Origin of the sequence: Flavobacterium anhuiense (assembly GCF_004151235.1) — a bacterium.
GTDB lineage: Bacteria > Bacteroidota > Bacteroidia > Flavobacteriales > Flavobacteriaceae > Flavobacterium > Flavobacterium anhuiense_A.
In genome coordinates this window covers 384671-409028 of the sequence record NZ_JUIV01000001.1, presented here as the reverse complement: position 1 = coordinate 409028, position 24358 = coordinate 384671, and the positions used below count along the sequence as shown (strand labels likewise).

At 33.0% G+C, this 24358-nt stretch carries 23 protein-coding genes; 14 read left to right on the top strand and 9 right to left on the bottom strand.

The window, feature by feature from the left end:
- Positions 1 to 50: 50 nt before the first annotated feature.
- Positions 51 to 530 carry a Dps family protein gene (locus NU08_RS01735; RefSeq protein WP_129745547.1) on the bottom strand — a complete coding sequence of 160 codons (480 nt, stop codon included), beginning with the start codon at positions 528 to 530 and terminating at the stop codon, positions 51 to 53.
- 107 nt (positions 531 to 637) lie between these two features.
- On the opposite strand from NU08_RS01735, the gene NU08_RS01730 reads away from it, so the two are divergent.
- Positions 638 to 1585 (top strand): LysR substrate-binding domain-containing protein, encoded by a 948-nt coding sequence (locus NU08_RS01730; RefSeq protein ID WP_129745545.1) that lies wholly within the window; start codon positions 638 to 640, stop codon positions 1583 to 1585.
- A gap of 29 nt (positions 1586 to 1614) precedes the next feature.
- Here NU08_RS01730 and NU08_RS01725 read toward each other — a convergent pair whose 3' ends face one another.
- Together NU08_RS01725 and mnmD are read right to left on the bottom strand one after the other, a co-directional pair.
- Positions 1615 to 1812 carry a hypothetical protein gene (locus NU08_RS01725; protein ID WP_008468486.1) on the bottom strand — a complete coding sequence of 66 codons (198 nt, stop codon included), beginning with the start codon at positions 1810 to 1812 and terminating at the stop codon, positions 1615 to 1617.
- Between the two features lie 166 nt (positions 1813 to 1978).
- Positions 1979 to 2641 carry a tRNA (5-methylaminomethyl-2-thiouridine)(34)-methyltransferase MnmD gene (gene mnmD / locus NU08_RS01720; RefSeq protein ID WP_129745543.1) on the bottom strand — a complete coding sequence of 221 codons (663 nt, stop codon included), beginning with the start codon at positions 2639 to 2641 and terminating at the stop codon, positions 1979 to 1981.
- Positions 2642 to 2950: 309 nt separating this feature from the next.
- Here mnmD and NU08_RS01715 point away from each other — a divergent pair, with 309 nt between their 5' ends.
- On the top strand, positions 2951 to 4021 hold the full coding sequence (locus NU08_RS01715; RefSeq protein ID WP_111426438.1) for a branched-chain amino acid aminotransferase: 1071 nt from the start codon (positions 2951 to 2953) through the stop codon (positions 4019 to 4021).
- 57 nt (positions 4022 to 4078) lie between these two features.
- Here NU08_RS01715 and NU08_RS01710 read toward each other — a convergent pair whose 3' ends face one another.
- On the bottom strand, positions 4079 to 4459 hold the full coding sequence (locus NU08_RS01710; RefSeq protein ID WP_129745541.1) for a nucleoside triphosphate pyrophosphohydrolase family protein: 381 nt from the start codon (positions 4457 to 4459) through the stop codon (positions 4079 to 4081).
- 419 nt (positions 4460 to 4878) lie between these two features.
- Between NU08_RS01710 and NU08_RS01700 the strand changes: the two genes are divergently transcribed.
- The 4 genes from NU08_RS01700 to NU08_RS01685 all read left to right on the top strand — a co-directional run bounded on the left by NU08_RS01700 (position 4879) and on the right by NU08_RS01685 (position 7637).
- On the top strand, positions 4879 to 6072 hold the full coding sequence (locus NU08_RS01700; RefSeq protein WP_129745539.1) for an SRPBCC family protein: 1194 nt from the start codon (positions 4879 to 4881) through the stop codon (positions 6070 to 6072).
- A 79-nt stretch (positions 6073 to 6151) separates the two neighbouring features.
- Positions 6152 to 6694, top strand: coding sequence for an RNA polymerase sigma factor (locus NU08_RS01695; protein WP_129745537.1), 543 nt, complete (start codon positions 6152 to 6154; stop codon positions 6692 to 6694).
- A 33-nt stretch (positions 6695 to 6727) separates the two neighbouring features.
- Positions 6728 to 7147 (top strand): hypothetical protein, encoded by a 420-nt coding sequence (locus tag NU08_RS01690; RefSeq protein WP_129745535.1) that lies wholly within the window; start codon positions 6728 to 6730, stop codon positions 7145 to 7147.
- 31 nt (positions 7148 to 7178) lie between these two features.
- A complete protein-coding gene (locus NU08_RS01685) occupies positions 7179 to 7637 on the top strand; it encodes a sensor of ECF-type sigma factor (RefSeq protein WP_129745533.1) in 459 nt (152 codons plus the stop codon).
- 70 nt (positions 7638 to 7707) lie between these two features.
- Here NU08_RS01685 and NU08_RS01680 read toward each other — a convergent pair whose 3' ends face one another.
- The gene (locus NU08_RS01680) at positions 7708 to 8769 is read right to left on the bottom strand and encodes an oxidoreductase (protein WP_129745531.1); all 1062 of its coding nucleotides are present in this window, start codon (positions 8767 to 8769) and stop codon (positions 7708 to 7710) included.
- Positions 8770 to 8890: 121 nt separating this feature from the next.
- On the opposite strand from NU08_RS01680, the gene NU08_RS01675 reads away from it, so the two are divergent.
- The 4 genes from NU08_RS01675 to NU08_RS01660 all read left to right on the top strand — a co-directional run bounded on the left by NU08_RS01675 (position 8891) and on the right by NU08_RS01660 (position 14196).
- Entirely contained in the window at positions 8891 to 9331 is a 441-nt protein-coding gene (locus NU08_RS01675) for a hypothetical protein (protein WP_129745529.1), read from the top strand.
- A 109-nt stretch (positions 9332 to 9440) separates the two neighbouring features.
- Positions 9441 to 10739 (top strand): hypothetical protein, encoded by a 1299-nt coding sequence (locus tag NU08_RS01670; protein WP_129745527.1) that lies wholly within the window; start codon positions 9441 to 9443, stop codon positions 10737 to 10739.
- Between the two features lie 133 nt (positions 10740 to 10872).
- A complete protein-coding gene (locus tag NU08_RS01665) occupies positions 10873 to 12846 on the top strand; it encodes a KUP/HAK/KT family potassium transporter (RefSeq protein WP_129745525.1) in 1974 nt (657 codons plus the stop codon).
- A gap of 135 nt (positions 12847 to 12981) precedes the next feature.
- The gene (locus NU08_RS01660; RefSeq protein WP_129745523.1) at positions 12982 to 14196 is read left to right on the top strand and encodes an RsmB/NOP family class I SAM-dependent RNA methyltransferase; all 1215 of its coding nucleotides are present in this window, start codon (positions 12982 to 12984) and stop codon (positions 14194 to 14196) included.
- 383 nt (positions 14197 to 14579) lie between these two features.
- On the opposite strand, the gene NU08_RS01655 is transcribed toward NU08_RS01660, so the two are convergent.
- Positions 14580 to 15623 (bottom strand): AMP-binding protein, encoded by a 1044-nt coding sequence (locus NU08_RS01655; RefSeq protein WP_129745521.1) that lies wholly within the window; start codon positions 15621 to 15623, stop codon positions 14580 to 14582.
- 4 nt (positions 15624 to 15627) lie between these two features.
- Complete coding sequence (locus tag NU08_RS01650; protein WP_129745519.1) at positions 15628 to 16560, bottom strand: CPBP family intramembrane glutamic endopeptidase; 933 nt, start codon at positions 16558 to 16560, stop codon at positions 15628 to 15630.
- A 114-nt stretch (positions 16561 to 16674) separates the two neighbouring features.
- Here NU08_RS01650 and arsC point away from each other — a divergent pair, with 114 nt between their 5' ends.
- Entirely contained in the window at positions 16675 to 17019 is a 345-nt protein-coding gene (gene arsC, locus NU08_RS01645; protein WP_129745517.1) for an arsenate reductase (glutaredoxin), read from the top strand.
- Between the two features lie 91 nt (positions 17020 to 17110).
- Positions 17111 to 19561 (top strand): outer membrane beta-barrel family protein, encoded by a 2451-nt coding sequence (locus NU08_RS01640; RefSeq protein WP_129745515.1) that lies wholly within the window; start codon positions 17111 to 17113, stop codon positions 19559 to 19561.
- Positions 19562 to 19783: 222 nt separating this feature from the next.
- Here NU08_RS01640 and NU08_RS22195 read toward each other — a convergent pair whose 3' ends face one another.
- Positions 19784 to 19957, bottom strand: coding sequence for a hypothetical protein (locus NU08_RS22195; protein ID WP_008468464.1), 174 nt, complete (start codon positions 19955 to 19957; stop codon positions 19784 to 19786).
- A 219-nt stretch (positions 19958 to 20176) separates the two neighbouring features.
- Between NU08_RS22195 and fumC the strand changes: the two genes are divergently transcribed.
- Entirely contained in the window at positions 20177 to 21562 is a 1386-nt protein-coding gene (gene fumC, locus NU08_RS01635; protein WP_129745513.1) for a class II fumarate hydratase, read from the top strand.
- Between the two features lie 126 nt (positions 21563 to 21688).
- Here the strand turns inward: fumC and NU08_RS01630 are convergent, their stop codons facing one another.
- A complete protein-coding gene (locus NU08_RS01630) occupies positions 21689 to 22891 on the bottom strand; it encodes an NAD(P)-dependent oxidoreductase (protein ID WP_129745511.1) in 1203 nt (400 codons plus the stop codon).
- Positions 22892 to 23132: 241 nt separating this feature from the next.
- Between NU08_RS01630 and NU08_RS01625 the strand changes: the two genes are divergently transcribed.
- Complete coding sequence (locus NU08_RS01625; protein WP_129745509.1) at positions 23133 to 24335, top strand: serine hydrolase domain-containing protein; 1203 nt, start codon at positions 23133 to 23135, stop codon at positions 24333 to 24335.
- Positions 24336 to 24358 lie beyond the last annotated feature (23 nt).

Below are 24358 nucleotides of genomic sequence, written 5' to 3'. Positions count from 1 at the left end.
GAATGCAATTTTCATTCCATTCTGCTTCTATTTTATTAAAAACCAATGTTTTATAATGATTCTTCTAACCAAGCATTCATCATCCAAATTGTTTTTTCCTGCTCAGCAATGAAGTCACTCATCATAGAATTGGTACCTTCATCATTAATTTCACCAGATTTGTTCAATATTTCTCTTTCAATTTTTAACAAATCTGATAAAGAGTGAACAATCAATTGAACTGCTTTTTCATCGTTAGAAATGTTTTTCCCAACCGTCAATTTATTGTTTTTAATATAATCTTCAAAAGTATGCAAAGGCGTTCCTCCTATTGTTAGTACTCTTTCTGCGATCATATCTATTTTTAATTGTGCATCTGTATATAACTCTTCAAATTTTACATGTAAATCAAAGAAGCGCTTTCCGCGAATATTCCAGTGAATTCCTCTCAAGTTTTGGTAATACACTTGAAAGTTTGACAATAAAACATTCAGTTCTTTTACTAACAATTCTGATTCTTTTACAGGTAATCCTAAAATATTTGTCTTCATAATTTAATTTTTTACACTAATTTACTACAAAATTAGAGTAACTTTATTAAAATAAACATAAATAAAAATTATATTTTCTTATTTTTGCATCACAAATTACTATCAACATGACTATAACTCAATTGCAATATGTGTTAGCGGTTGCTGAGCATAAAAACTTCACTCTTGCTGCTGAAAAATGCTTCGTAACACAGCCAACTTTAAGTATGCAAATACAAAAAATTGAAGAAGAACTTAATATTTTAATTTTCGACAGAAGCAAAAAACCGATTCAGCTTACTGATATAGGACAGAAAATTGTAAGTCAGGCAAAAAACATCGTAAATGAAGCTGATCGTATAAAAGATATTGTAGAACAGCAAAAAGGTTTTATTGGCGGAGAATTTCGTTTAGGAATTATTCCAACGATTATGCCTACACTTCTACCAATGTTCTTAAATAATTTCATTAAAAAATATCCAAAAGTAAAACTCTTAATTGAAGAGCTTAATACAGAAGAAATTATTTTGAAACTTAAAAACGGACATCTAGACGCTGCAATTGCGGCAACTCCGCTTGAAGACGAAAAAATAAAAGAAATTGTATTGTACTTTGAGCCATTTGTAGCCTATATTCCTGAGCATCATGCCAGTTTTCAGAAAGAAGAGATTGAAGTTGCCGACTTAAACTTGAATGAAATTCTTCTTTTGCAAGACGGCCACTGCTTTAGAGACGGTATTTTGAATTTATGTAAAAGTGTCTCAGACGTCGATCAAAATAATTTCCAGATTCAAAGCGGAAGTTTTGAAACTTTAATTAAATTGGCAGACGAAGGCCTTGGTACAACGTTACTTCCGTACTTGCACACCTTAGACTTAAAAGAATCCGATAAACTGAAACTTCGTAATTTTAAGGAACCTAAACCAGCTCGAGAGGTAAGTTTGATTTACCCAAAGAGCGAATTAAAGATGCAAATCATTGATGCATTAAGATCTACAATTGCAGGCGTTGTAAAAGGCGCAATTGTTTTTCAGAATGTTCAAATCATCAGTCCATTACAAAAGAAAGCGCAATAAAAAAGGAGCCAATTTGGCTCCTTTTCTTTTTATACTTTAATTAGTTGTAGACTTTGTTTTAATTCTGGTTTTCCGACAACGAAATTCAGTAACCACTCTTGCAATTGTTCCATTTCGTAAGGCAACAGTGTTTTGATAGCTTTTTCTAACTCTTTGCAGAAAAGTACCGGATCGAAACTAACTCTTTCAAGTATTGATTTCGTGTAATCAAACATCATTTTTGACATAATAAAATAAGATTTTCGGGGGTTATCTATTTTTTTAAACTCGAACCAAATTTAAACAAATAACCAACATAAATATTACTTTTAACTTATTTTTTTAAAAACTTTAGCAACGAATACGTTTTCTTAAAACAAATAAATCAATGTAGAATTATTCTAAATTATTCATTTAAACCTTTTTAAAAGCTCGAAACATTTCTCTTTTTCCTGGAGGTCCTGTTAATTTTTCTACTGTAAATCCGACTTCGATCATACTTCTTTTAACAACTCCTCGAGCTGCGTATGTAACCAAAACGCCGTTTGGTTTTAGACTATTGTACATTTTCTGAAAGATCTCAGTACTCCAAAGCTCCGGCTGCACTCTATACCCGAAGGCGTCAAAGTAAATCAAATCAAAAATTTCAAAATCGTTTATTTCGTGAAAAAATTGTTTCCTTTTGGTTAACGAGAACACATCGCAAATTTCTGCTTTTTCATTCCATTCGCTTTTATGCATTTTCTCAAAAATGTTCTCAAATTCCAATGCCTCAAGTTCAGCGGCATAATTCATCTGCAAGATTTCATCTGCATCAACAGGATACGCTTCTACTCCGACATAATCTATTTTCTGATTTTTTCTAATAGCTTCCAAATACGTGATAAAAGCATTCAAACCAGTCCCAAAACCTATTTCTAATATACTTATAGGATTATCAAATAATGAAAGTCCATTTTTAATAAAAACATGCTTCGCTTCCTGAATTGCACCGTGTTTAGAATGATAGCATTCGTCCCATTCTGGCAAACGAATTGTAGTTGAACCATCTAGCGTTTTAATTATTTCTCTTTTCACCTTTTTAAGAATTTAGTAATGGCTTTTTATTGATTTTCAAGCCATTTTAATATTCAAAATTAGTCAAAACAAATGCGTAAAGCCTTAAAAAACGATACTTTTTTCATAAAATCTTTATAAAAATCAATTAAATATTTGAGTTTATTATAGGATAAATAAATCTCAGTCAAAACGAGCAAATAATGAATTTTCGCCAAGCATTTTACAGATTTTTACGTAATTTTGCATTCAATAAATTCCATTTTACACGATATCATCACTTTAGAATTTCTGATAGTGAAAAATATCTCACAAAAAACTTACATAATTATGAGTACAACTCAAACGAGCAAAATTGAAATCATTAAAGCTACTTCTACAAAAATAAACGAAGTAGATTTTGACAACTTAAGTTTTGGTGCTGTATTTACAGACCATTTATTCGAATGCGATTTTAAAAACGGGCAATGGCAAAATCCTGTCATTAAGCCTTATGCTCCTATTTTGATGGATCCATCTTCAAAAGTCTTCCACTACGGACAAGCTATTTTTGAAGGAATGAAAGCTTATAAAGACGAAAATAATGACATTTGGCTATTTAGACCAGATGAAAATTACAAACGTTTCAATAATTCTGCTGTTCGTATGGCAATGCCAGAAATTCCAGAATCTATTTTTATGGATGGTTTAAATGAATTATTGAAAATTGATCAAGAATGGATTCAGAGAGGAAACGGAGCTAGTATGTACATTCGTCCTTTTATGATTGCTACAGGTCCTGGAGTTATCGCAAATCCTTCTGACGAATATAAATTTATGATTTTGCTTTCTCCTGCAAAAGCATATTACGGAGGTGAAGTAAAAGTTATTATTGCTGAACATTTCAGTAGAGCTGCAAATGGCGGAATCGGAGCTGCAAAAGCTGCCGGAAACTACGCTGCTCAGTTTTACCCAACTAACTTGGCAAACAAAGATGGTTTCCAACAAGTTATTTGGACTGATGATGCAACGCATACAAAACTGGAAGAAGCTGGAACAATGAACGTTTTCTTCAGAATCAATGATACTTTATTGACAGCTCCAACAAGCGAAAGAATTTTAGATGGTGTTACTAGAAAAAGTTTGATTGCAATGGCTGAAAAAGAAGGATTAAAAGTAGAAGTTCGCCCAGTAATCGTTTCTGAATTGGTAGAGGCTGCTAAAAACGGATCTTTGAAAGAAATCTTCGGAGCTGGAACTGCTGCTGTAATTAGCGTTATCAAAGGATTCTCTTATAAAGATGAGTATTTTGAAATGGCTCCAATCGAGAATTCGTATGCTTCTTTCTTAAAAGAGAAATTAACAAGTCTTCAAAATAAACTTTCTGAAGATACTTACGGATGGACAGTTAAAGTTCAATAATCCAAAACCATATTACAAAAGAAACCCGATAAATTAAAGTTTATCGGGTTTTGTTTTTTAAAATAATTTAGAAAAATCAGGTTTAAAATAATTTGGACCTTTCATCACTTTTCCGTCTTCGCGGTAAATTGGCTTTCCGTCTTCTCCCAATTTACTCATATTACTGCGTTGGATTTCATCAAAAACGGCTTCAATCTTATCTTGAAGTCCGTGCTCGATAATTGTGCCGCACAAGATATACATCATATCTCCAAGTGCATCAGCAATTTCAACCAAATCATTATTTTGAACCGCTTCGTAATATTCTTCATTTTCTTCCTTCATCAAATTGTAACGAAGTAATTTCTTCTCTGCTCCTACATCGGCAATTGGAGTTGTGCTGTGGCCAATTTTAAAAGCAGTATGAAATTCGGTTACGGCGTCAAGTTGTTTTTTCATATAGTAGTTTTCTTTTTTTTGGCTAATTTAAGTCACTTTCTAATAAATCTGAAAATTTATTGAACGAAATGAAAAGGCAATTTAGCAGCAAATCGTTTACAAATCTCTAAATTTGCTAAAAATTTTTATAATTATGTTTAGTCAAGGACAAATACTATTTGGAGTATGTTTTTTTATCGCTTTTGTAATCATTATGATATTTGCTTATCGAAAAGATTTGAAATTACACAAAGTCTTTTATAAAGGAAATTACAAAGTACTCCTTGCCTTTCTGCTTTTTATTGTCCTTTTGTTCGTAATTAAAATCTTTCTAAAAAGATAAATTATTCTGGTCGCAATAAAATAAAACCTAATAATTCTGGGTTATTAGTAAGACTCATAATAAAATTTATAACTTTACCGAAACCAATTAATCTGCCATGAAAATTCTAAAGTATTTATTTCTTTTTGCACTTTTAAGCTTTGTTGCTCTTACTGTTTTTGTTGCTACTCAGAAAGGAGATTTTTATGTAGAAAGAAGTAAAGTTATCAATTCGCCTCGTGCAACGGTTTATAATTACTTAAACGACTTTAGAAATTACGAAGATTTTGAATCATGGTCAGTTGAAGATCCTTCTATCAAAATGACTTATGCTAATAAAACTAGCGGAAATGGCGCTACATTTTATTGGGATGGTGCTGATGGACAAGGAAATTCTATTATTCTTAAAACAAAAGACGGCGAAAGTATTGATCAAAAAATGCAATTTGATGGCACCGAAGCTGATGTAAATTGGACTTTAAAAGACACTTTGAAAGGAAAAACAAAAGTTACTTGGAAAGGAAAAGGAACTATGAGTTTTCTATTTAAAATATACACCGCTCTTCATGGAGGTTCAGATAGAGTTATTGGAACTATCTACGAAAAAAGCTTAGCCAATATTGACAAAAACTTAGATTACGAAACCAAAACTTTTGCCATTAAAGTAGACGGAGTGGTTAAGAAAACTGAAACTCCTTATATCAAACAGACTTTTACTAGCGAAATTGCCAAAGTAAGCAAAAATGCTAGAATTGTAATTCCGAAGCTTATTCAATTTAGCGAAACAAATGGCTTGTCTGCGGTGGGAAAACCGTTTATTATTTATCATACTTACGACACTAAAACTGGTTTAGCAAAGATCTCAATCTGTCTGCCTATTAATAAAGAGATTTCAACTAGTTCTGGAAGCGATATTTTAGCAGGAAAATTAAATGGTTTTGATGCCGTAAAAACAACGCTTAATGGAGATTATTCTCATAGAAATGAAGCCATTGCAAAAACAACAGCTTATATCAACAATCAAAAGATTATTCCAGATTTAAGCTGGTCACATCTTGAAATCTTGACATTAAGCAAATTGGATGTAAAAGCTTCTTCAAAATTGGTAACCGAGATTTATTTCCCAATAAAACCAAAAGTAGTTCCTGCTGCTGTTGTAACCGATCCTGTTTATGCTCCAGAAAATACTGGCGAAACTCCAGGTGAGCCACGTACTGAACAGCCACGTACAGAGCCTGTAAAACGCAAACCAGCTGCGCCAGCTCCTGCTCCTGCGCAAACACCTGCACAAGAAGAAGACTCAGAATTTTAAATAATTTCAAAGGTCTATTAAACCTTTTGTTTTAAATTCTGTCTAACTTCTATTAAAGTAAGTTTACAAAACAAAAAGTTTGATAGGCGAGAAAGAATTTATAAAACAACTATTAACCCCTGAAACGCAAAATACTGCGTTTCAAAAACTCTTGTCTGATTATCAGAAACCTTTGTATTCTCATATTCGAAACATTGTTTTGAATCATGATGATGCCGACGATGTTTTACAGAACACTTTTGTAAAAGTCTTTCAAAATCTTAAAAACTTTAAAGGAGAAAGTAAACTGTTTTCCTGGATGTATCGTATTGCTACTAACGAAGCTTTGACTTTGTTATCGCAAAAAGCAAAACTGAGCGGCATTTCGTCTGAAGATCTGCAAAATAAAACTATTGATGGATTAAAAGCCGATCTTTATTTTGATGGAGACGAAATTCAAATCAAACTTCAAAAAGCGATTGTAACGCTTCCGGAGAAACAGCAATTAGTTTTCAAAATGAAATATTTTGAAGAGTTAAAATATGAAGAAATTGCAGATATTTTAGGAACATCTGTCGGTGCTCTTAAAGCATCTTATCATCACGCAGTAAAAAAAATCGAATTATATGTTACATCAAATTAAACCTTTTGTAACAAAAACTGTCTTATAAATATTATGAAAACATTTAAATTAGAAAACGAACCCAAAATAAAATCTGGATTTAAAACTCCGGAAAACTATTTTGATGATTTTTCAGAAAAGGTTTTACAGAAATTAAATGAAAAAGAAGTTAAAGTAATTCCTTTTTACAAACGTAAAAAAACAATTTGGACAGTGGCCGCTGCAGTGGTTGGCTTTGCATTATTAATTCCTATCATAAATAATTATAGAGCAAATTCAAACGAACTTGACGAAGCTACATTAGAAAATTATTTATCGTATCACTCCAACATAAGCCAATACGATTTGATTCAAAAATTAGACGACAGTGATATAGAAAAATTAGGCAACGACGTTACTTTGGAAGACGAAACCTTAGAAGACATTTTGGCAACGAGTCCAAACCTAGAACACTTAATTTCAGAACAAAATTAAATCAAACTTAACTCAACAACTTAGCTTAACAATGAAAATAAAGAACATTTTACCGCTATTGCTATTTCTGATAAGTTTTTCATTTTTTGCACAAAATGGAAAAATTGATGAAAAGCGAGAAAAAATTAAAGCTTTTAAAGTGTCATTTTTAACGACAGAATTAGAACTAACTTCTACCGAAGCCGAAAAATTCTGGCCAATTTACAACGCTTATGACGATAAGCAATATGAATTGAAGTATTTAAAAATGAAAACTTATCTGAGACAGCTAAAAGATGACAATCTTAAAAATCTTTCAGATAAAGAAGCAGCAACACTATTATCTCAAATTGAAAGCACGGATAAGGAAATATATCAGCTTCGCGAAAAGTATATGAATAGTCTAAAGAAAGTACTTCCTGCAAAGAAAATACTCCTACTTAAAAAATCTGAAGACGATTTTAACCGAAAATTATTGCAACAATACCGAGACAAAGCCAATAAAGATTAAGCTTAACAAAACAACAGCGATAAGAACCCTATATAATAATACTTACTTTATTATTTAGGGTTCTTATTTTTTATTTAAAATTCAATCGAACTACTTTATTATGTCCAGCTGCGATTGCAGTATTTCTATTCACAAATCGAATAGTAAAAAATCTGTTATCTGTAGAAAGCTGCATCCAGTTTTCTCCTCCATTTTGAGAATATTGAATTCCTTCAGAACCTACACAAACAATTTCTCTCCCATTACCTCCTGGAACATATTGCACACATGATGCATAACCAAATCCCATATTCTGACCAATTAATTGCCAAGTCTTACCGCCATCTTTTGTGAAAGCTTTATTATTGGCTTTATTATTAGGCAGATCGTAATCTCCTCCTGCAATGAAACCTTGCTTAGAATCGTAAAAATCGGCAGTAAAAATTCCTGTCATTTGTTTTCCCTGTACGATAGGAGTTTCTACAACTTTCCATGTTTTTGCTTTATCTGGAGAATAAAAAACACGCGCTTTTTTTCCGCCTGATACTAACCATGTATCATTTCCTTTTATAACAATATTAGTGTTACTAGCTGCAAAGGCCGCTTCTCCTGTGCTATTTGTTGGTAATTTATCAGAAAGCAGTTTTGTCCACGTTTCTCCACCGTCACGAGTAACAATAATTGAGAATGTATCTTCTGTTGGATCACCAATTGCAATTCCTTCCTTATCATTCCAAAACTGCATGCTATCGTAAAAAACCTTCGGATTAACTTCTTTATAGACCAATTTAACTTTGCGGTCTTTTTTAGAAACTGAATAAAGAAGTGCAGGATTTGCCACACTCAATAAAAAAATATCTTTTGAAGTTTGCGCAATACTTCTAAATTCTAATTTAAGTGTATCACGATAAATATGCTCTTCAAATTTTTCTTTTTTATCCAAATCATAATACCCAAAACGAGAATTATCAGCTCCGTACCAAACTTTATTTTTATCAATAAGAATTGCTCTAATACTAATTCTGTCCTTAAACAATGTATCTATTGTCATTGATGTAAAACCATTATTATAAACAACGTCGGTTTTATAATTAAATGCCTTAAAAGACATCAATAAAATAAAAATAACACAAAATAAAGAGAGTTTTTTCATAGGAAATTTAAAATTTGGTTAACGCTAAAATACGATTATTTATAAAATATCAAAATCATTCTGCATTCTTTTCTGGCACGATAGTTGTTTTCTTACAAATAAAATATTTAACAAGTAAAATATGAAAAACATACTATTTACAGGAATATTTATACTCTTAGTAAATTCCCTCATTGCTCAAAAAGTTAATGTATATCCTAAAAACTCTTATGTAGAAGAAAATTTAGATTTAAACGCCGTTTCCTTGATATTTTCTCAATCTATAGACGCTGCAGATTTCGAAACAAGATTAAACTATCCAGATGAGAGAATCTCCAACTTAGATTTAAACCATGATGGAAAAGTTGACTATTTAAGAGTTTCAGAAAAAATTCAAAACAATATAAAAATCATAATTATTCAATCGGAAATAAAACCAAATATATTCGAAGACGTGGCGACCATTAATATCATAATGAATTCAAGAAATACTGGCTACAGTAATGATTCCGGAATTCGAGCAAAAGATATTATTATTCCTTTTGTCTTTACAGTTTTAGATGTATTTCTTCATAGACGATAACAAAAAAACAATTTGATAATCAAAGACTAAACGTCAAAATCATGTTACATGTATTTTATGGCACAGTAATTGGATATCTCAGAATATTAATCTTCAATATGATTTTATCATGAAAGCGAAAATACTTTTACTAGCCCTATTTGCATTAGGAATTAGTTCTTGCCAAGCCCAAGCTGGAGCTACAGTTTATGCAAAAAACTCAGATATAAGCGATAACTTAGACTTAAGAGCTGTTGCTTCGATGTTTGGAGAATCAGCTAACCTCCAAGATTTTGAAAGACGTTTAAATGATCCAAAATATCAAATATCAAATCTTGACCTTAACGGTGATGACGAAGTAGACTATCTTCGTGTAATCGAAAGTGTTGAAAACAGAACTCATGTTGTTATTATCCAAGCGGTTTTAGATCGTGATGTTTACCAAGACGTTGCTACAATAGACGTAGAAAGAGACAATTACAATAAAGTAAGTGTTCAAATTGTTGGAAACTCATACTTGTATGGAGCAAATTATATTTACGAGCCTGTCTATAGTGTTGTTCCTGTTATTTATACTTCATTTTGGGTAACCAATTATAGACCTTATTATTCAACTTGGTATTGGGGTTATTACCCAACATATTATAGCGCATGGAGACCTTATCCTGTTTACAGATACAGAAACAACATTAATGTTTGCATCAATGTACACAATACATACAACTATGTGAATGTAAGAAGAAGTTACAGAGCTCCAGCAATCTATGAAACAAGACGTACTTATGGTTACGAAAGAATGCGTCCAAACTACAGCTTTGCTGAAAGACATGCCAACACATCTAATAGATATGAATTAGACCAAAGACGTGTAGCGAGCAGAGAAGCTAATAGAAATACATACAACACAAACAGAAATTATACAGGAAGAACAACATCTGACAATGGTATTTCTAACAGAACATATGCTGAAAACAGAAATGCTACAAACAGATCATCTGTTGACAGAAGCAACAATACTAATAGAGATTATAATTCTACAGGCAGAAGTACTGAAAGTGTAAACACAGAAAGAAACACAAATCGTGGCGGTTATTCAAATAACGGCTATAATTCTCAAAGAGTTGAAAACAGTGTTAGAGTGCAAAACACTCAAAGAAGGGATTACGGAAACGAAAATACTTCTAATACATCAAGAGGATATTCTAATCGTGAAGCATCTGCTCCAAGAACAGAGAGAAGTTCAAGAAGCTATTCTGAAAACCAATCTAGCAATTCAAATAGAGATTACTCTGCTAGACCACAGCAAAGCCAGCGTTCAGAATCTCCACGAATGAGCCAAGAATCTTCTAGAGGAAACCAAGAATCTAGAGGTGGACAAAGCCAAAGAGACAATGGTTCAAGTTCTAGAGGAAATGGAAGACGAGGTTAATTTTTGAAATAAATAATAATCAAAAAAGTAAGCACAATTTTACGATTGTGCTTTTTTTTATCTTTTTAATTATAATTGCCACTAATTTGTTTTAAAACAGTAAATTTGCAACCGTCTTTTTATAAAATTATACATGAGCGCATCGCATAAAAACTTACATAGTAAGTTGTCTATTGGGGGTTTATTAATTACTTTAGGGATTATTTATGGAGATATTGGTACTTCTCCATTGTATGTAATGAAGGCTATTTTGGGCGATCACACGATAAATGCTGATATTGTTTTAGGAGGTATTTCTTGTGTGTTTTGGACACTGACATTACAAACTACAATTAAATATGTACTTATTACTTTAAGTGCAGACAACCACGGCGAAGGAGGAATTTTTGCCTTATATGCATTAGTCAAGAAAACAAAAATTCAATGGCTTATTGTGCCCGCGATTATTGGTGGTAGTGCACTGCTCGCAGATGGAATTATTACCCCGCCTATTTCGATTTCTTCTGCCGTAGAAGGAATTAGGGCATTCTACCCTACTATGCAGACACAAACTATTGTGTATATCGTAATTACAATTTTATTCGTTTTATTCACCATTCAGCAGTTCGGAACTAAATTGGTCGGCAAATTCTTTGCTCCAATGATGTTAATCTGGTTCGCAATGCTTGGTACTTTAGGAGCCATTCAAGTATTGAATTATCCTGAAGTAATTAAAGCAATTAATCCTTATTACGCTTATCATTTATTATCGATACATCCTGATGGTTTCTTTGTTCTTGGTTTCGTATTCTTATGTACAACTGGAGCTGAGGCTTTATATTCTGACATGGGGCATTGTGGAAGAAAAAACATCAGAATCAGTTGGATTTTTGTAAAAACCACTTTAGTCTTAAACTATTTTGGACAAGCAGCTTACTTAATTCACCACGAAGGAAGCACTCTACAACAATTAGGAGGCGAAAACGGAAATCCGTTTTACTTAATCATGCCACATTGGTTTTTACCATTCGGAATTGTAGTTGCAACTCTTGCTGCCGTAATTGCTTCACAAGCACTTATCTCGGGTTCGTTTACATTGATTAACGAGGCAATGCGTCTGAACTTCTGGCCAAAAGTAAAAATCAAATATCCAACAGAAGTAAAAGGTCAATTATACATTCCGTCAATCAACTGGCTATTGTTTTTTGGCTGTGTTGGAATTGTTTTACATTTCGAGAAATCAGGAAATATGGAACATGCGTATGGTCTTGCCATTATTTTGTGTATGATCATGACTACCATATTATTGAATTACTACTTAATCATGAAACGTGTAAAACTGTACTTTATGGTGCCGTTGATCACTATTTATTTATTGATTGAGTTCAGTTTCCTTTTTGCCAATATCACCAAATTTGCAGAAGGCGGTTATGTAACCTTAATCATCGCGAGTTTGCTCATTTCTGTAATGACAATCTGGTATTTGGCTAAGAAAATCAACAAAAACTACACTAAAGTGGTTAAAGTTGACGATTACAAACAAGTTTTAGTAGAATTAAGCCAAGATCTATCTATTCCGAAATATGCTACGCATTTGGTTTATATGACCAATGCAAATCGCGTTGACGAATTGGAGGAAAAAATCATCTATTCTATCCTTCAAAAACGCCCGAAAAGAGCCGATATTTATTGGTTTGTTCACGTAAATATTTTGACTGAACCTTACAAAACGCAATATAAAGTAACTGAAATTGCTAAAGACGATATTTATAGAATTGATTTCAACTTAGGTTTTAGAGAGCCAACCAAAATCAATTTGATGTTTAGAGAAGTTATCAAAGATATGGTAAAACGAGGCGAAGTAGATATTACGAGCCGTTACGAATCCTTAAATAAAAATAATATTATTGGAGATTTCAAATTTGTATTGTCTGAGAAATTCCTATCAAATGATAACGATTTAAGATGGCATGAAAATATTATCATGAACTCTTATTTCTTCATTAAAAAACTGAGTTTGTCTGAAGAAAGAGCTTTCGGTCTGGACAGCAGCTCTGTTAAAATAGAAAAATTTCCGATGGTGCTTCACGCTCCAGAAAATATTGGATTAACGCGTATTACAAAATAATAGGCTTTTAAATAATTCAAAAAAACACTCTAATTTGGAGTGTTTTTTTCTTTTAATACGAGTTAGACTAAGATTCAGTATTAAAAATTTAACTTTCAATCAATTAATAGTACCTTTGCAACTCAAATTATAGAAATGAGATTACACAGAAATTTAGTTTATACTACCATTGACTCTTTGAATGCAATTTTCAACGAAGGAGAATATGCTGATAAAGTGGTAGCCAGAGCATTAAAAAAAGACAAACGTTGGGGAAGTTCTGACAGGAAGTTTGTTGCTGAAACCATATACGAAATTGTTCGCTGGAAACGATTATACGCTGAAATTGCCGAAGTAAAAGAACCTTATGACAGAGACAATCTATGGAGAATGTTTGCGGTTTGGGCTGTTTTACGCGGTTATCCAATTCCAGATTGGAGACAATTGGAAGGAACTCCTGAAAGAAAAATAAAAGGACGTTTTGACGAATTATCTAAAACTAGAGCTATCAAAGAATCTATTCCAGATTGGATGGATGAATTGGGCGTAAAAGAACTTGGAGAAAAAGTTTGGGCAAAAGAAATTGCTGCACAAAATCAGCCAGCAAAAGTTATTCTTAGAACCAATACTTTAAAAGGAACTAAAGAAAGTCTTAGAAATACTTTAATGGATTTAAATATTGAAACTGAATATTTAAAAGACCAGCCAGATGCTCTTGTTTTAAAAGAAAGAGCAAACGTATTTTTGACAGACGCTTTTAAACAAGGACTTTTTGAAGTTCAAGATGCGAACTCTCAGTTAGTTGCAGGATTTTTGGACGTAAAACCTGGAATGCGTGTCGTGGATACTTGCGCGGGAGCCGGAGGAAAAACATTGCACATGGCTTCTTTAATGGAAAATAAAGGACAATTGATTGCAATGGACTTATACGAAAGTAAATTGAAGCAATTGAAATTAAGAGCTAAAAGAAATGGCGCTTTTAATATCGAATACCGCATTATCGACAGTACAAAAGTGATTAAAAAATTACACGAAAAAGCTGATCGTGTTTTAATTGATGCGCCTTGCAGCGGATTAGGAGTTTTGAAAAGAAACCCTGATTCAAAATGGAAATTACAACCTGAATTTATCGACAACATTCGTAAAGTTCAGAGCGAGGTTTTAGAAAGCTATTCTAAAATTGTAAAACCAGGCGGAAAATTAGTTTATGCAACTTGTTCAGTTCTTCCATCAGAAAACCAAGAGCAGGTAGAGAAATTCTTAAAAACAGAAATCGGAAAACAATTTACTTTTATTGAAGATCGTAAAATGTTAGCTTCAGAATCTGGTTTTGATGGATTCTATATGGCACTTATGGAACGTAAAAAATAGGAAATTCCAAATTCCAGCCTTGGAATTGCTTAATATTTAAAATCCCAAATTTCAATCTGAGTTATTGAAATTTGGGATTTTTTATTTTTTTTCTACTCTTCAAACAATTATTCTCACTGTTTTGTCATTTCGACGTAAGGAGAAATCTTCGTTAGAAACTCCACAAAGATTTGCCTATTGGAGCGGAGCTACTTGTGAAGATTTCTCCTTACGTCGAAATGACAAGATTGCGAAAACTTGAAATTTATTTTTGCGTTCCAGCTTGGAACTCCACTTGTCAACTTTGTCAAAGTTTAAAACTTTGACAAAGTTCTAAACGCACAGCATTGGAATTTGCACCCGAGCGTTAGCGAACAGGCGAAGCAATTTTAAATATTGGAATTTTAATCCTGAAGGGTAGGTTTTCGCAACAACTTTCCATTTTCATTTTCTTTAAATTTTGAAACGAAAACTATTTCTTTTGGCTTTTCATACTTTCCTAAAACATCAAAAAAATTAGGTTCAAATTCTTGTTTTTCGCCTTCGATAACCAAAACTAATTTTTCTCCTAAAGTAGTATCTGGAAGTCCCGTTACAAAAAATCTATTAGCAATTTTTCCGATCAATTTCGCTTCAATCTGTTCAGGAATCAGCTTTACTCCTCCACTATTGATTACGTTATCAATTCGTCCTAAAAATTTAAATTGCTGTTCATTGACTAATTCTACCAAATCATTGGTTACAATTGGCTCATCTGAAATAGAAGCGACATTAATAACCAAGCATTGGCGATCATCTTGAGAAATTTTTACATTTGGAAGAATCGAAAAAACAGAATCTCCCAAACGTTTTGCTGCAATATGCGTAATCGTTTCGGTCATTCCATATGTTTCATAGATTTCTGTTTTTAGTGGCAAAAGCTTTTCTTCAAGAGCCGAATCTAATTTTGCTCCTCCAATAATTAATTTACGAACTTTTGAAAGTCCTTCTATAGAATTTTGAACTTGAAGTGGCACCATCGCAACAAAATCGTACGTAGTCGTATTTAATTCGAGCGGATGAAGACTTGGCGAAACCACATCCAATTCTAGACCTAAAATTAAACTTCTTACCAGCATCATTTTTCCAGCAATAAATTGTGTTGGAAGACATAATAAAGCTTTATTCCCAGGTTCCAAATCAAAAAAATCGCCAGTTGCCAATGCTGATTGAATCATAGCCTGTTTTTTTAATCTGACTAATTTTGGAAGACCTGTTGTTCCAGAAGTTGTCATTTCGATATAGTCTTTTTTATCAAACCAATCCAAGAAAAACTCTCCTATTGACTGTTCGTACGCATCGCCTTCTTTTATGTAACTATAAGCCACACGGCACAAATCTTTTGCGTTTAAATGGTATCCGTTTAGTTTGAAATAATTGTGAACGTTATTTTGAGTTAAGTTTTGCATATTCTTAAGCATTTAATTCGACATTACTAATTTTTCCTGTTAGCTTATCTTTCCAATTTGTCCAGCCATATTTTTTACTAAAAATAAAAAGTAAAATAGGATAAATGACAAAAACTGGAAGAATTACATCTATTCCCGCTGAGGGTTCTGAAAGATCTTTAAAAATAGAATTTGTTTGAAAAACGGTCCAATCTGAGGTCACCAATAATGCTCCAACAAGATTGTTTGCAGCATGAAATCCAAGTGCCAATTCCATTCCCTCATCCATTAGCGTTATTACACCTAGAAACAATCCCGTTCCTATATAATAAATCATAATAATATTTCCCATTTTAACAACTTCCGGATTTGCCCAGTGCATGGAGCCAAATATTACAGAAGTCATCAGAAGCGGAAACCATCTGTTTTGAGATAAATTGGCAAATCCTTGCATTAAATATCCTCTAAAAACATACTCTTCTGTGCTGGTCTGAATTGGAATTAAAATGCATCCTAAAAGCGCTAATATTAAAAAAGGAACCAATTTAAACTGTAACATAAATTGCTCTGGTGATCTTAGATAAACAAATAAAAAGCTCAACAGCGAAAAAAAAGCCCATAAAAAGAAAGAAAACCAAATTCTCTTCCAATCTACTTTAGCTCTTGAAGTTGTCACCGACAAAAGAGTTTGATGGTGAATGTATTTTACTACAAAATAAATTCCTGCAAAAGCAAAAACAAAAGAAACCATTACCAGAAAAAGAGTTGTATTAGATTCAAACATTTTCATAATCCCTTCGTTTGTCGTCGGAAAAACTTTATGTTCGGTAAATGTTTTATAAAATACAGCTGCCGTAATTGGAATTTGCCCTATAAAAGATGCTGAAATAATAAAGACTGATCCTAAAAGATATTTCCAAAACTTATTTTCAGGTTTAATGCCTTGTTCTAAAAACATAAATTTAAAATTTTAAAAAATGAGAATTTAAATTCGATAAGTTAATCTTACTTTTGACATTGCTAAAATATCCCATTTTATTGTACGAATATTGCAACGTTTAAATATAAGAAAATGATACAAATTTACCATAATCCGAGATGCGGAAAATCAAGAAATTGCCTTGCTTTTATTGAAAAATCAAAACAAGATTTTGAAATCATACCTTACTTAACTGAAACTCCATCTTTTGACCAATTAAAAACATTATTAGGCCAACTAAATTTAGAGCCAATCCAACTCGTTAGAACTAAGGAAAAAATTTGGATTGAAAATTTTAAAGGAAAAGCTCTGAGCGATGACGAGATTATAAATGCCATGGTAGAAAATCCAATTTTAATCGAACGCCCGATTGTTGTAAAAGACGGAAAAGCTATAATTGGCCGAGACCCAGAATTGGTTGCTTCTTTTTTAGATTGATTCTAAAATACCCTATTAACATTTTTTTGTGATTTTTCTCTTTAAACCAAAAACTACATTTGGCGTCTAAAGAGAAAAAGAAAACCAGAAAATGAAAAAAATCAAATTTGCCGTATTACTTGTATTCTTGTTTACAAGTTTTTACAATTACTCTCAACAAGGTTCCGGAGGCAGACCCAAAGTAAAAGTCACCGGAAAAGTTTTCGAGAAAGTAAGCAAACAACCTTTAGAGTATGCTACAATTTCACTTACTGCTCCAAATGACACAAAAGTTGTTGCTGGAGGTATTACGAACCCGAAAGGAGAATTTGAAGTTGCGGTTGCACCCGGAACTTATGATATAAAAGTGGAGTTTATTTCGTTCAAATCAACTGAAATTAAACAAAAAAGCATTCAAGACGACACCAATTTAGGCGTTGTAAACCTATCTGAAGATGCTGCACAATTAAACGAAGTTGTCGTACGTGCTGAAAAATCGACAGTTGAAATTAAACTGGACAAGAAAGTTTACAACGTTGGCCAAGATATGATTGTAAAAGGCGGAAGCGTAAGCGATGTTTTAGACAATGTACCCTCCGTTTCTGTTGATACAGAAGGAAATGTAAGTTTAAGAGGAAGCGACAACATTCGTATTTTAATTGACGGAAGACCTTCTCAAGCCATAAACATGGCTGAAGCTTTAAGACAGCTTCCTGCTGATGCAATCGACAAAGTTGAAGTAATAACAAATCCTTCAGCACGTTATGATGCAGAAGGTGGTTCTGGAATCATTAATATCATTCTTAAAAAAGGAAAAAACCAAGGCTTTAACGGAACTTTTATTGCTTCAACAGGTTTACCAGAAACTTATGGTTTAAGTGCCAACTTAAATTATAAAACTGAAAAGTTAAACTATTTTACAACTGCTGGTTATAACTACAGAACTACAGAAGGAGCTGGCCAGACAAATTCTGAATATTTAAATCCAGATGGTACAACAAAAAGTTTCTTAGATGAAGATCGCGATACAAAACGTCTTAGAAAAGGTTTTAATGGAAGAGCTGGTGTTGAATGGACTATAACGCCATCTACATTCTGGACAAACGCCATCAATTACCAAAAAAATAGCGGTGATGATAGAGATCTGATCAATTATTACAACTACGATGCTGCCCATAATTACACTGGAACAACATATCGTTTAAATAATGCAGATACTGGAAGCGAAAACTTTGAATATACTTCTAATTTGATTAAAAATTTCAACGATAAGGGACACAAACTTACTGCAGACCTTTCGATTTCAAGAAATACAGATGACAGCTTTAGTGAAATTACAGCTTCACCAAATTTCAATAATACATTAAACGATCAAGTTCAAAAGCAAGTATTATTTCAAGCAGATTATGTTCTTCCATTAGGAAAAGGAAGCCAGTTTGAAGCAGGATATAAAGGAAGTTTTGGCGATCTTAACAACGAATATTATGTAACTGAAAATGGAGGAGCAAAAGATCCTAATTTATCAAATACTTTAGAATATAAAGAAAACATCAATGCGCTTTACACGCAGTATGGTTTCAAAGTAAATAAATTCTCTTATTTACTTGGTTTAAGATGGGAAGATACAGATATTCACGTTAACTTATTAGACAACAGCGATTTCAACACTAAAAAATACAACAACTTATTTCCGAGTGCATTTATTAGTTATGAAATCTCAGATCAAAGCAACTTCACTGCGAGTTATAGCAAACGTCTAACTAGACCTAGAGGACGTTTCATGAACCCAGCGGTAAACTACGCTAGCAACGTCAATATCTTTCAAGGAAACCCAGATCTAGACCCTTCTTTAACAGACAAATACGACATTGGCTATATCAAAAAATGGGATAAGGTAACCTTTAATACATCTGCATATTTTGAAGACACAAAAGACGTTTTCAGCTTTGTGCGATCTCCTACAGGTGATCAAGTTAACGGAATTCCTGTAATTAAAAGCCAGCCTATCAACTTAGGAAAAGAGCAAAAATTTGGTTTTGAATTTACATTTAATTACACTCCATACAAATGGTGGAAATTAAACAGTAACTTCAACTTCTTTAATGTAAAAACAACAGGAGAACATAGTTATACAGATACGCAAGGAAATGAGATTGTTCAAAATTTAGACAATCAGGCTAATTCTTGGTTTGCAAGAGTAAACTCTAAAGTTACACTTCCGTACAAAATTGACTGGCAGTTGACAGCAATGTATAACGGAGAACAAAAAACAGCTCAAGGTAAAAACTTAGGCCAATTCGGAATGAATACCGCTTTCAGTAAAGATGTTATGAAAGATAAAGGAACTATTGCTTTCAACATTAGCGACGTATTCAATTCACGAAAAATGAGATCGTATACGTATTTAGATGATGTAAATTCATATAGCGAATTTCAATTCCGTAAACGTCAGTTCAATTTATCATTCACTTATCGTTTCAATAAACCAAAGAGTGAGAGAGATAAAAATGCACAGCCAAGAAATGACGGCGGTGGAGACGGCGGCGGAGATTTTCCTGGATAAAATCTTTTAAATTCCAATGTGGATAAAAAATTCCAAATTCCAATTTTATCATTGGGATTTGGAATTTTCTATTTATAAGGAAACCCGACAGGTTTTAAAAACCAATCGGGCTTAAATAAACTTATTAAATTGGAATTTAGATTTTTTGATATTGGAATTTCCTTTTTTTTGGCACAAAAAAAAAGAACCCAAAGGTTCTTTTTTTATGACATCAATCTAAAATTAAATAGATTGTTCTTCTTGTCTTTTTCTGGCTCTTTTCTCTTTGATCATTTCCCAGCTAGCTCCTGTTACCCAATAAGATAAGAAACCTACCAAGAAAAACATTAACCAAAACCCTATAGTTAGTATGGTTAAGAAAAGTAAAAAACCTAAGTACTGTGAAAATTCAAACATGTTTTCCGGAATTTTTGAATGTTACGACAAATGTAGCGTATATATTTTTTCTCAGCAATAAAAACTAAATCAATTTTCGTTAAATAACATTTATCCGTATATTTATACTCATTTTAAATAAGCTTTTTTAGAACATACAATCCCTTTCTCTAAAAGAGCTCAGATGAATTTCATCTAAACATTTCACATTTTACGAATAACATTTTTACATACAACATAATGAAATACAGAATAGAAAAAGACACCATGGGCGAAGTTCAAGTCCCAGCCGATAAATATTGGGGTGCACAAACAGAACGATCTAGAAACAATTTCAAAATCGGACCAGCGGCATCTATGCCAAAAGAAATCATAGAAGGTTTTGCCTATCTAAAAAAGGCTGCGGCATACGCCAATTACGATTTAGGCGTTCTACCAATAGAAAAAAGAGATGCAATTGCTGCTGTCTGCGATGAAATCCTTGAAGGTAAACTAGACGATCAATTTCCGCTTGTAATCTGGCAGACGGGTTCTGGAACGCAAAGCAATATGAATGTAAACGAAGTAATTGCTAACCGCGCTCAAGTTCTAAAAGGTTTTGAAATCGGTGAAGGCGAACAATTTATCAAAGCAAATGACGATGTCAATAAATCGCAATCGTCAAATGACACTTTCCCAACTGGAATGCATATTGCGGCTTACAAAATGGTTGTTGAAACTACCATTCCTGGAGTAGAAAAACTTCATGCTACTTTAGCAAAAAAAGCAACCGAATTTAAAGATGTTGTTAAAATCGGGCGCACACACTTAATGGATGCGACACCATTAACTCTTGGTCAGGAAATTTCAGGTTACGCAGCACAATTAGCCTTCGGATTAAAAGCTTTAAAAAATACTTTAGCCCACTTGTCTGAAATCGCCCTTGGCGGAACAGCTGTGGGAACTGGATTAAACACTCCAAAAGGGTACGATGTAAAAGTCGCAGAATATATCGCAAAATTTACAAACCATCCCTTTGTAACGGCAGAAAATAAGTTTGAGGCACTTGCAGCACATGATGCCATCGTAGAAACACATGGAGCTTTAAAACAATTGGCTGTTTCATTAAACAAAATTGCTAATGATGTTAGAATGCTAGCTTCGGGGCCAAGATCTGGAATTGGCGAAATCCATATTCCGGAAAATGAGCCAGGTTCTTCTATCATGCCAGGAAAAGTAAACCCAACACAATGTGAAGCTTTAACCATGGTTTGCGCACAAGTTATAGGAAATGATATGGCAATTGCTGTTGGCGGTATGCAAGGACATTATGAACTGAATGTTTTCAAACCTGTAATGGCTGCAAACTTTTTACAATCAGCACAATTGCTGGGCGATGCTTGTGTTTCTTTTGACGAACATTGTGCTCAAGGAATCGAACCAAATCACAAACGCATCAAAGAATTAGTTGATAATTCGTTAATGCTCGTTACGGCGTTAAACACTAAAATAGGCTATTACAAAGCCGCAGAAATAGCTCAAACCGCTCACAAAAACGGAACTACTTTAAAAGAAGAAGCTGTTCGACTTGGTTATGTAACTCCAGAAGATTTTGATGCTTGGGTGAAACCTGAGGATATGGTTTGAGTTATGAATTATGAATTATGAGTTTTTACTCTAACGTAAATAATAAAAGGAGAAACATAAATGTTTCTCCTTTTATTTTATGTACAAAGTCGGCTAACTCATAATTCATAACTCAAAACTCATAACTTATTTACCATCTACATAATCCTGCAAATAACTAAATCTTTCTGTTAGTTTTCCATTTTCAGTGATTTTGGAGCGTTTTAAGATTCCATCTTTATCCCCGTTGAAAAAAGCTGGAATTACATGCTCCATAAATTGTTCACCGAAACCTTCGCTAGCATCTTTTGGAATTTCGCATGGCAAATTATCTACAGCCATTACTGCAACAGCTGCTGGATGAAAAAGATCAACTTCACGATCTTCTAATGGAAAATATCCATACAAAGGATCTTCGATCGTTGATGAGCGAACTGTACAGGCAATTGGCCCATTAACATCACAAGAAATATCGGCCACAACTTTCAATTTGCAGTCGCTTGCATTCAGCATTTCTTTCGTTAAAATCATCGGCGCATTATTGGCATGAAAATGCCCTGCAAAATAAATATCAGAAACTTTTGTGAATCTCTCAAAATCAGATTCATACTCTTCCGGATGCTTAACAAAATCTACAAAATCTAAAACTTGTCCGTCTTTTCTTTTGTTATATTCTAAAACATCCAGCTGCACATAAACTGCCTGAGCATATTTTTTTGTCAAATAATTATCAATCGTAATTTCTTTCACTTTTATGGCATCCAAAATTTCTTTTGCTCCGCTCCCAACCTTTCCAGTTCCCGTAACTACAAATTTTAAAGCTGGCATTGTAATGCGTTTTAAATGCTTTATCAAATCTTCTTTTCCAGAAAGCGATTCTGCTTTTGGAAGTTTAAACAATTCAAATTTAATTCCAAATGCCCGAATTCCGTTATAAACGCCAACCATTCCGGCATATTTTCCAAAACCAATTAAACGATGATCGTGTTCGTTTACAATCGTTTCATGATCGTATAAATCGATATTTTTTTCTAAAATCGCCTGAAGTAATTTTCTATTATGAGGCTGTTTTTTAATTGTATGAGAAAAAAAGAAATAAGACTTGTTTGGAATCAAATCGTCTACAGGAACTTCTTTTACACCGAATAAAACATCACAATCAGATACGTCATCAGTAACGGTAATTCCCATATTTTTATAATCATCATCAGAAAATATTCTGATATCTGAACTTTCAACTTTTACAGATGCATCATGATAAAGTTGTTTCATCCTTGCCAATTCATTTGGAGAAAAAACAACTCTTCTATCTGGCGGGTTTTTTCTCTCTTTTATGATTCCAAATTTCATTTAATGTGGTTTTTTAGTTTTTAATAATATAACTTTTTAAAACATATTTGTTTCAAATATAACAAATTTAGTTAAAATTTTGTTTCAAAAATTCTATTTAGAATGTTTTAAAACCGTTAAAAGCTGAAAAACAACCGACTAAAATTTACTTTTCTTAATGAAATGTTAAAAAACACAAAATAAAGCCTCAGAACCAAGAATACAACAAAATTGAATTCGATATATTTGTTTTTAAAGAACGATGCAAATGATTTTCCTTAAAAAGACAAAGATACCACAATTACTTTTTTCAATGCTTGTTTTAAGTTCTTGTGGTCAAAACAAAACAACAGCAACAGATACAACTCAGACAGTCGAAGATACTTTACCTAAAATGAAGCCGTTAGGAGCTGAACCGCAAGTTTCACAGGCTTATAAAAACTCGGTTGTCGGCAGAATAAATCACTTTTACAACAAAAATTGGCCAAATAATACCATGAATGGAAGCTTCTTAGTCGCCAAAAATGGACAGATTTTATTTGAAAAATATAATGGTTTTGCCAATAAAAATGAAGGGACCAAAATAACTCCTGAGACACCTGTACAAATTGCTTCTGTGAGTAAAGTGTTAACTGCTACAGCGGTTTTAAAACTGGTAAACGCAGGCAAAATTGACTTAGATCAAAAAGTAAATACAATTTTAAAAACCTTCCCTTACGAGGAATGCACCATCAGAATGTTATTGGATCATCGCACAGGAATGCGTAATTATGCCTATTTCACAGATCGCGACAAATCGATTTGGGACAGACATAATCAATTAACCAATAAAGATATTTTAAATATTCTGGCTACAAAAGATATTGGATTAGAATCTAGAACTGGAACACGTTTTAGCTACTGCAATACTAATTATGCGATGCTGGCTCTGATTATCGAAAAAATTACAGGTTTAAGCTACAAAGAAGCCATGTCTGAAATGATTTTTAAACCTCTTGGAATGACTCATACTTATGTTTTTGATGACGATAAAGACAGAAAGAAAATTGTTCCTTCTTATAAAGGCAATGGTGTAGAAATCGGTTTTGATTATTTGGATAATGTCTATGGCGATAAAAATGTTTTTTCTACAGCTAGAGATCTTTTAAAATTTGATCGCGCAAGACAATCGCCAGATTTCTTAAAGCCTGAATTGTTGAAACAAGTTTATACCGGTTACAGCAACGAACGTAAAGGAACTAAAAATTACGGTCTTGGAATTCGAATGATTAATTGGGAAACAGGACAGAATTTTTATTTTCATAATGGCTGGTGGCACGGAAATACCTCATCTTACATTACTTTGATGAAAGAAGGCGTAACGATTATTGCCTTGTCTAATAAGATGACAAGAAACACTTATGCTGTTCGCAAACTAGCTCCGATTTTTGGAGATTACCCTTTTAATTTTAAAGACGAAGAGTAAAAATAGTTGTAAAGTCATAAAGT

Excerpts from the sequence above, each read along its gene's own strand:
- NU08_RS01735 (WP_129745547.1), bottom strand. The coding sequence starts at position 530 with ATGAAGACAAATATTTTAGGATTACCTGTAAAAGAATCAGAATTGTTA.
- NU08_RS01730 (WP_129745545.1), top strand. The coding sequence starts at position 638 with ATGACTATAACTCAATTGCAATATGTGTTAGCGGTTGCTGAGCATAAA.
- NU08_RS01725 (WP_008468486.1), bottom strand. The coding sequence starts at position 1,812 with ATGTCAAAAATGATGTTTGATTACACGAAATCAATACTTGAAAGAGTT.
- NU08_RS01715 (WP_111426438.1), top strand. The coding sequence starts at position 2,951 with ATGAGTACAACTCAAACGAGCAAAATTGAAATCATTAAAGCTACTTCT.
- NU08_RS01710 (WP_129745541.1), bottom strand. The coding sequence starts at position 4,459 with ATGAAAAAACAACTTGACGCCGTAACCGAATTTCATACTGCTTTTAAA.
- NU08_RS01700 (WP_129745539.1), top strand. The coding sequence starts at position 4,879 with ATGAAAATTCTAAAGTATTTATTTCTTTTTGCACTTTTAAGCTTTGTT.
- NU08_RS01690 (WP_129745535.1), top strand. The coding sequence starts at position 6,728 with ATGAAAACATTTAAATTAGAAAACGAACCCAAAATAAAATCTGGATTT.
- NU08_RS01685 (WP_129745533.1), top strand. The coding sequence starts at position 7,179 with ATGAAAATAAAGAACATTTTACCGCTATTGCTATTTCTGATAAGTTTT.
- NU08_RS01680 (WP_129745531.1), bottom strand. The coding sequence starts at position 8,769 with ATGAAAAAACTCTCTTTATTTTGTGTTATTTTTATTTTATTGATGTCT.
- NU08_RS01675 (WP_129745529.1), top strand. The coding sequence starts at position 8,891 with ATGAAAAACATACTATTTACAGGAATATTTATACTCTTAGTAAATTCC.
- NU08_RS01670 (WP_129745527.1), top strand. The coding sequence starts at position 9,441 with ATGAAAGCGAAAATACTTTTACTAGCCCTATTTGCATTAGGAATTAGT.
- NU08_RS01665 (WP_129745525.1), top strand. The coding sequence starts at position 10,873 with ATGAGCGCATCGCATAAAAACTTACATAGTAAGTTGTCTATTGGGGGT.
- NU08_RS01660 (WP_129745523.1), top strand. The coding sequence starts at position 12,982 with ATGAGATTACACAGAAATTTAGTTTATACTACCATTGACTCTTTGAAT.
- NU08_RS01655 (WP_129745521.1), bottom strand. The coding sequence starts at position 15,623 with ATGCAAAACTTAACTCAAAATAACGTTCACAATTATTTCAAACTAAAC.
- NU08_RS01650 (WP_129745519.1), bottom strand. The coding sequence starts at position 16,560 with ATGTTTTTAGAACAAGGCATTAAACCTGAAAATAAGTTTTGGAAATAT.
- arsC (WP_129745517.1), top strand. The coding sequence starts at position 16,675 with ATGATACAAATTTACCATAATCCGAGATGCGGAAAATCAAGAAATTGC.
- NU08_RS01640 (WP_129745515.1), top strand. The coding sequence starts at position 17,111 with ATGAAAAAAATCAAATTTGCCGTATTACTTGTATTCTTGTTTACAAGT.
- NU08_RS22195 (WP_008468464.1), bottom strand. The coding sequence starts at position 19,957 with ATGTTTGAATTTTCACAGTACTTAGGTTTTTTACTTTTCTTAACCATA.
- fumC (WP_129745513.1), top strand. The coding sequence starts at position 20,177 with ATGAAATACAGAATAGAAAAAGACACCATGGGCGAAGTTCAAGTCCCA.
- NU08_RS01630 (WP_129745511.1), bottom strand. The coding sequence starts at position 22,891 with ATGAAATTTGGAATCATAAAAGAGAGAAAAAACCCGCCAGATAGAAGA.
- NU08_RS01625 (WP_129745509.1), top strand. The coding sequence starts at position 23,133 with ATGCAAATGATTTTCCTTAAAAAGACAAAGATACCACAATTACTTTTT.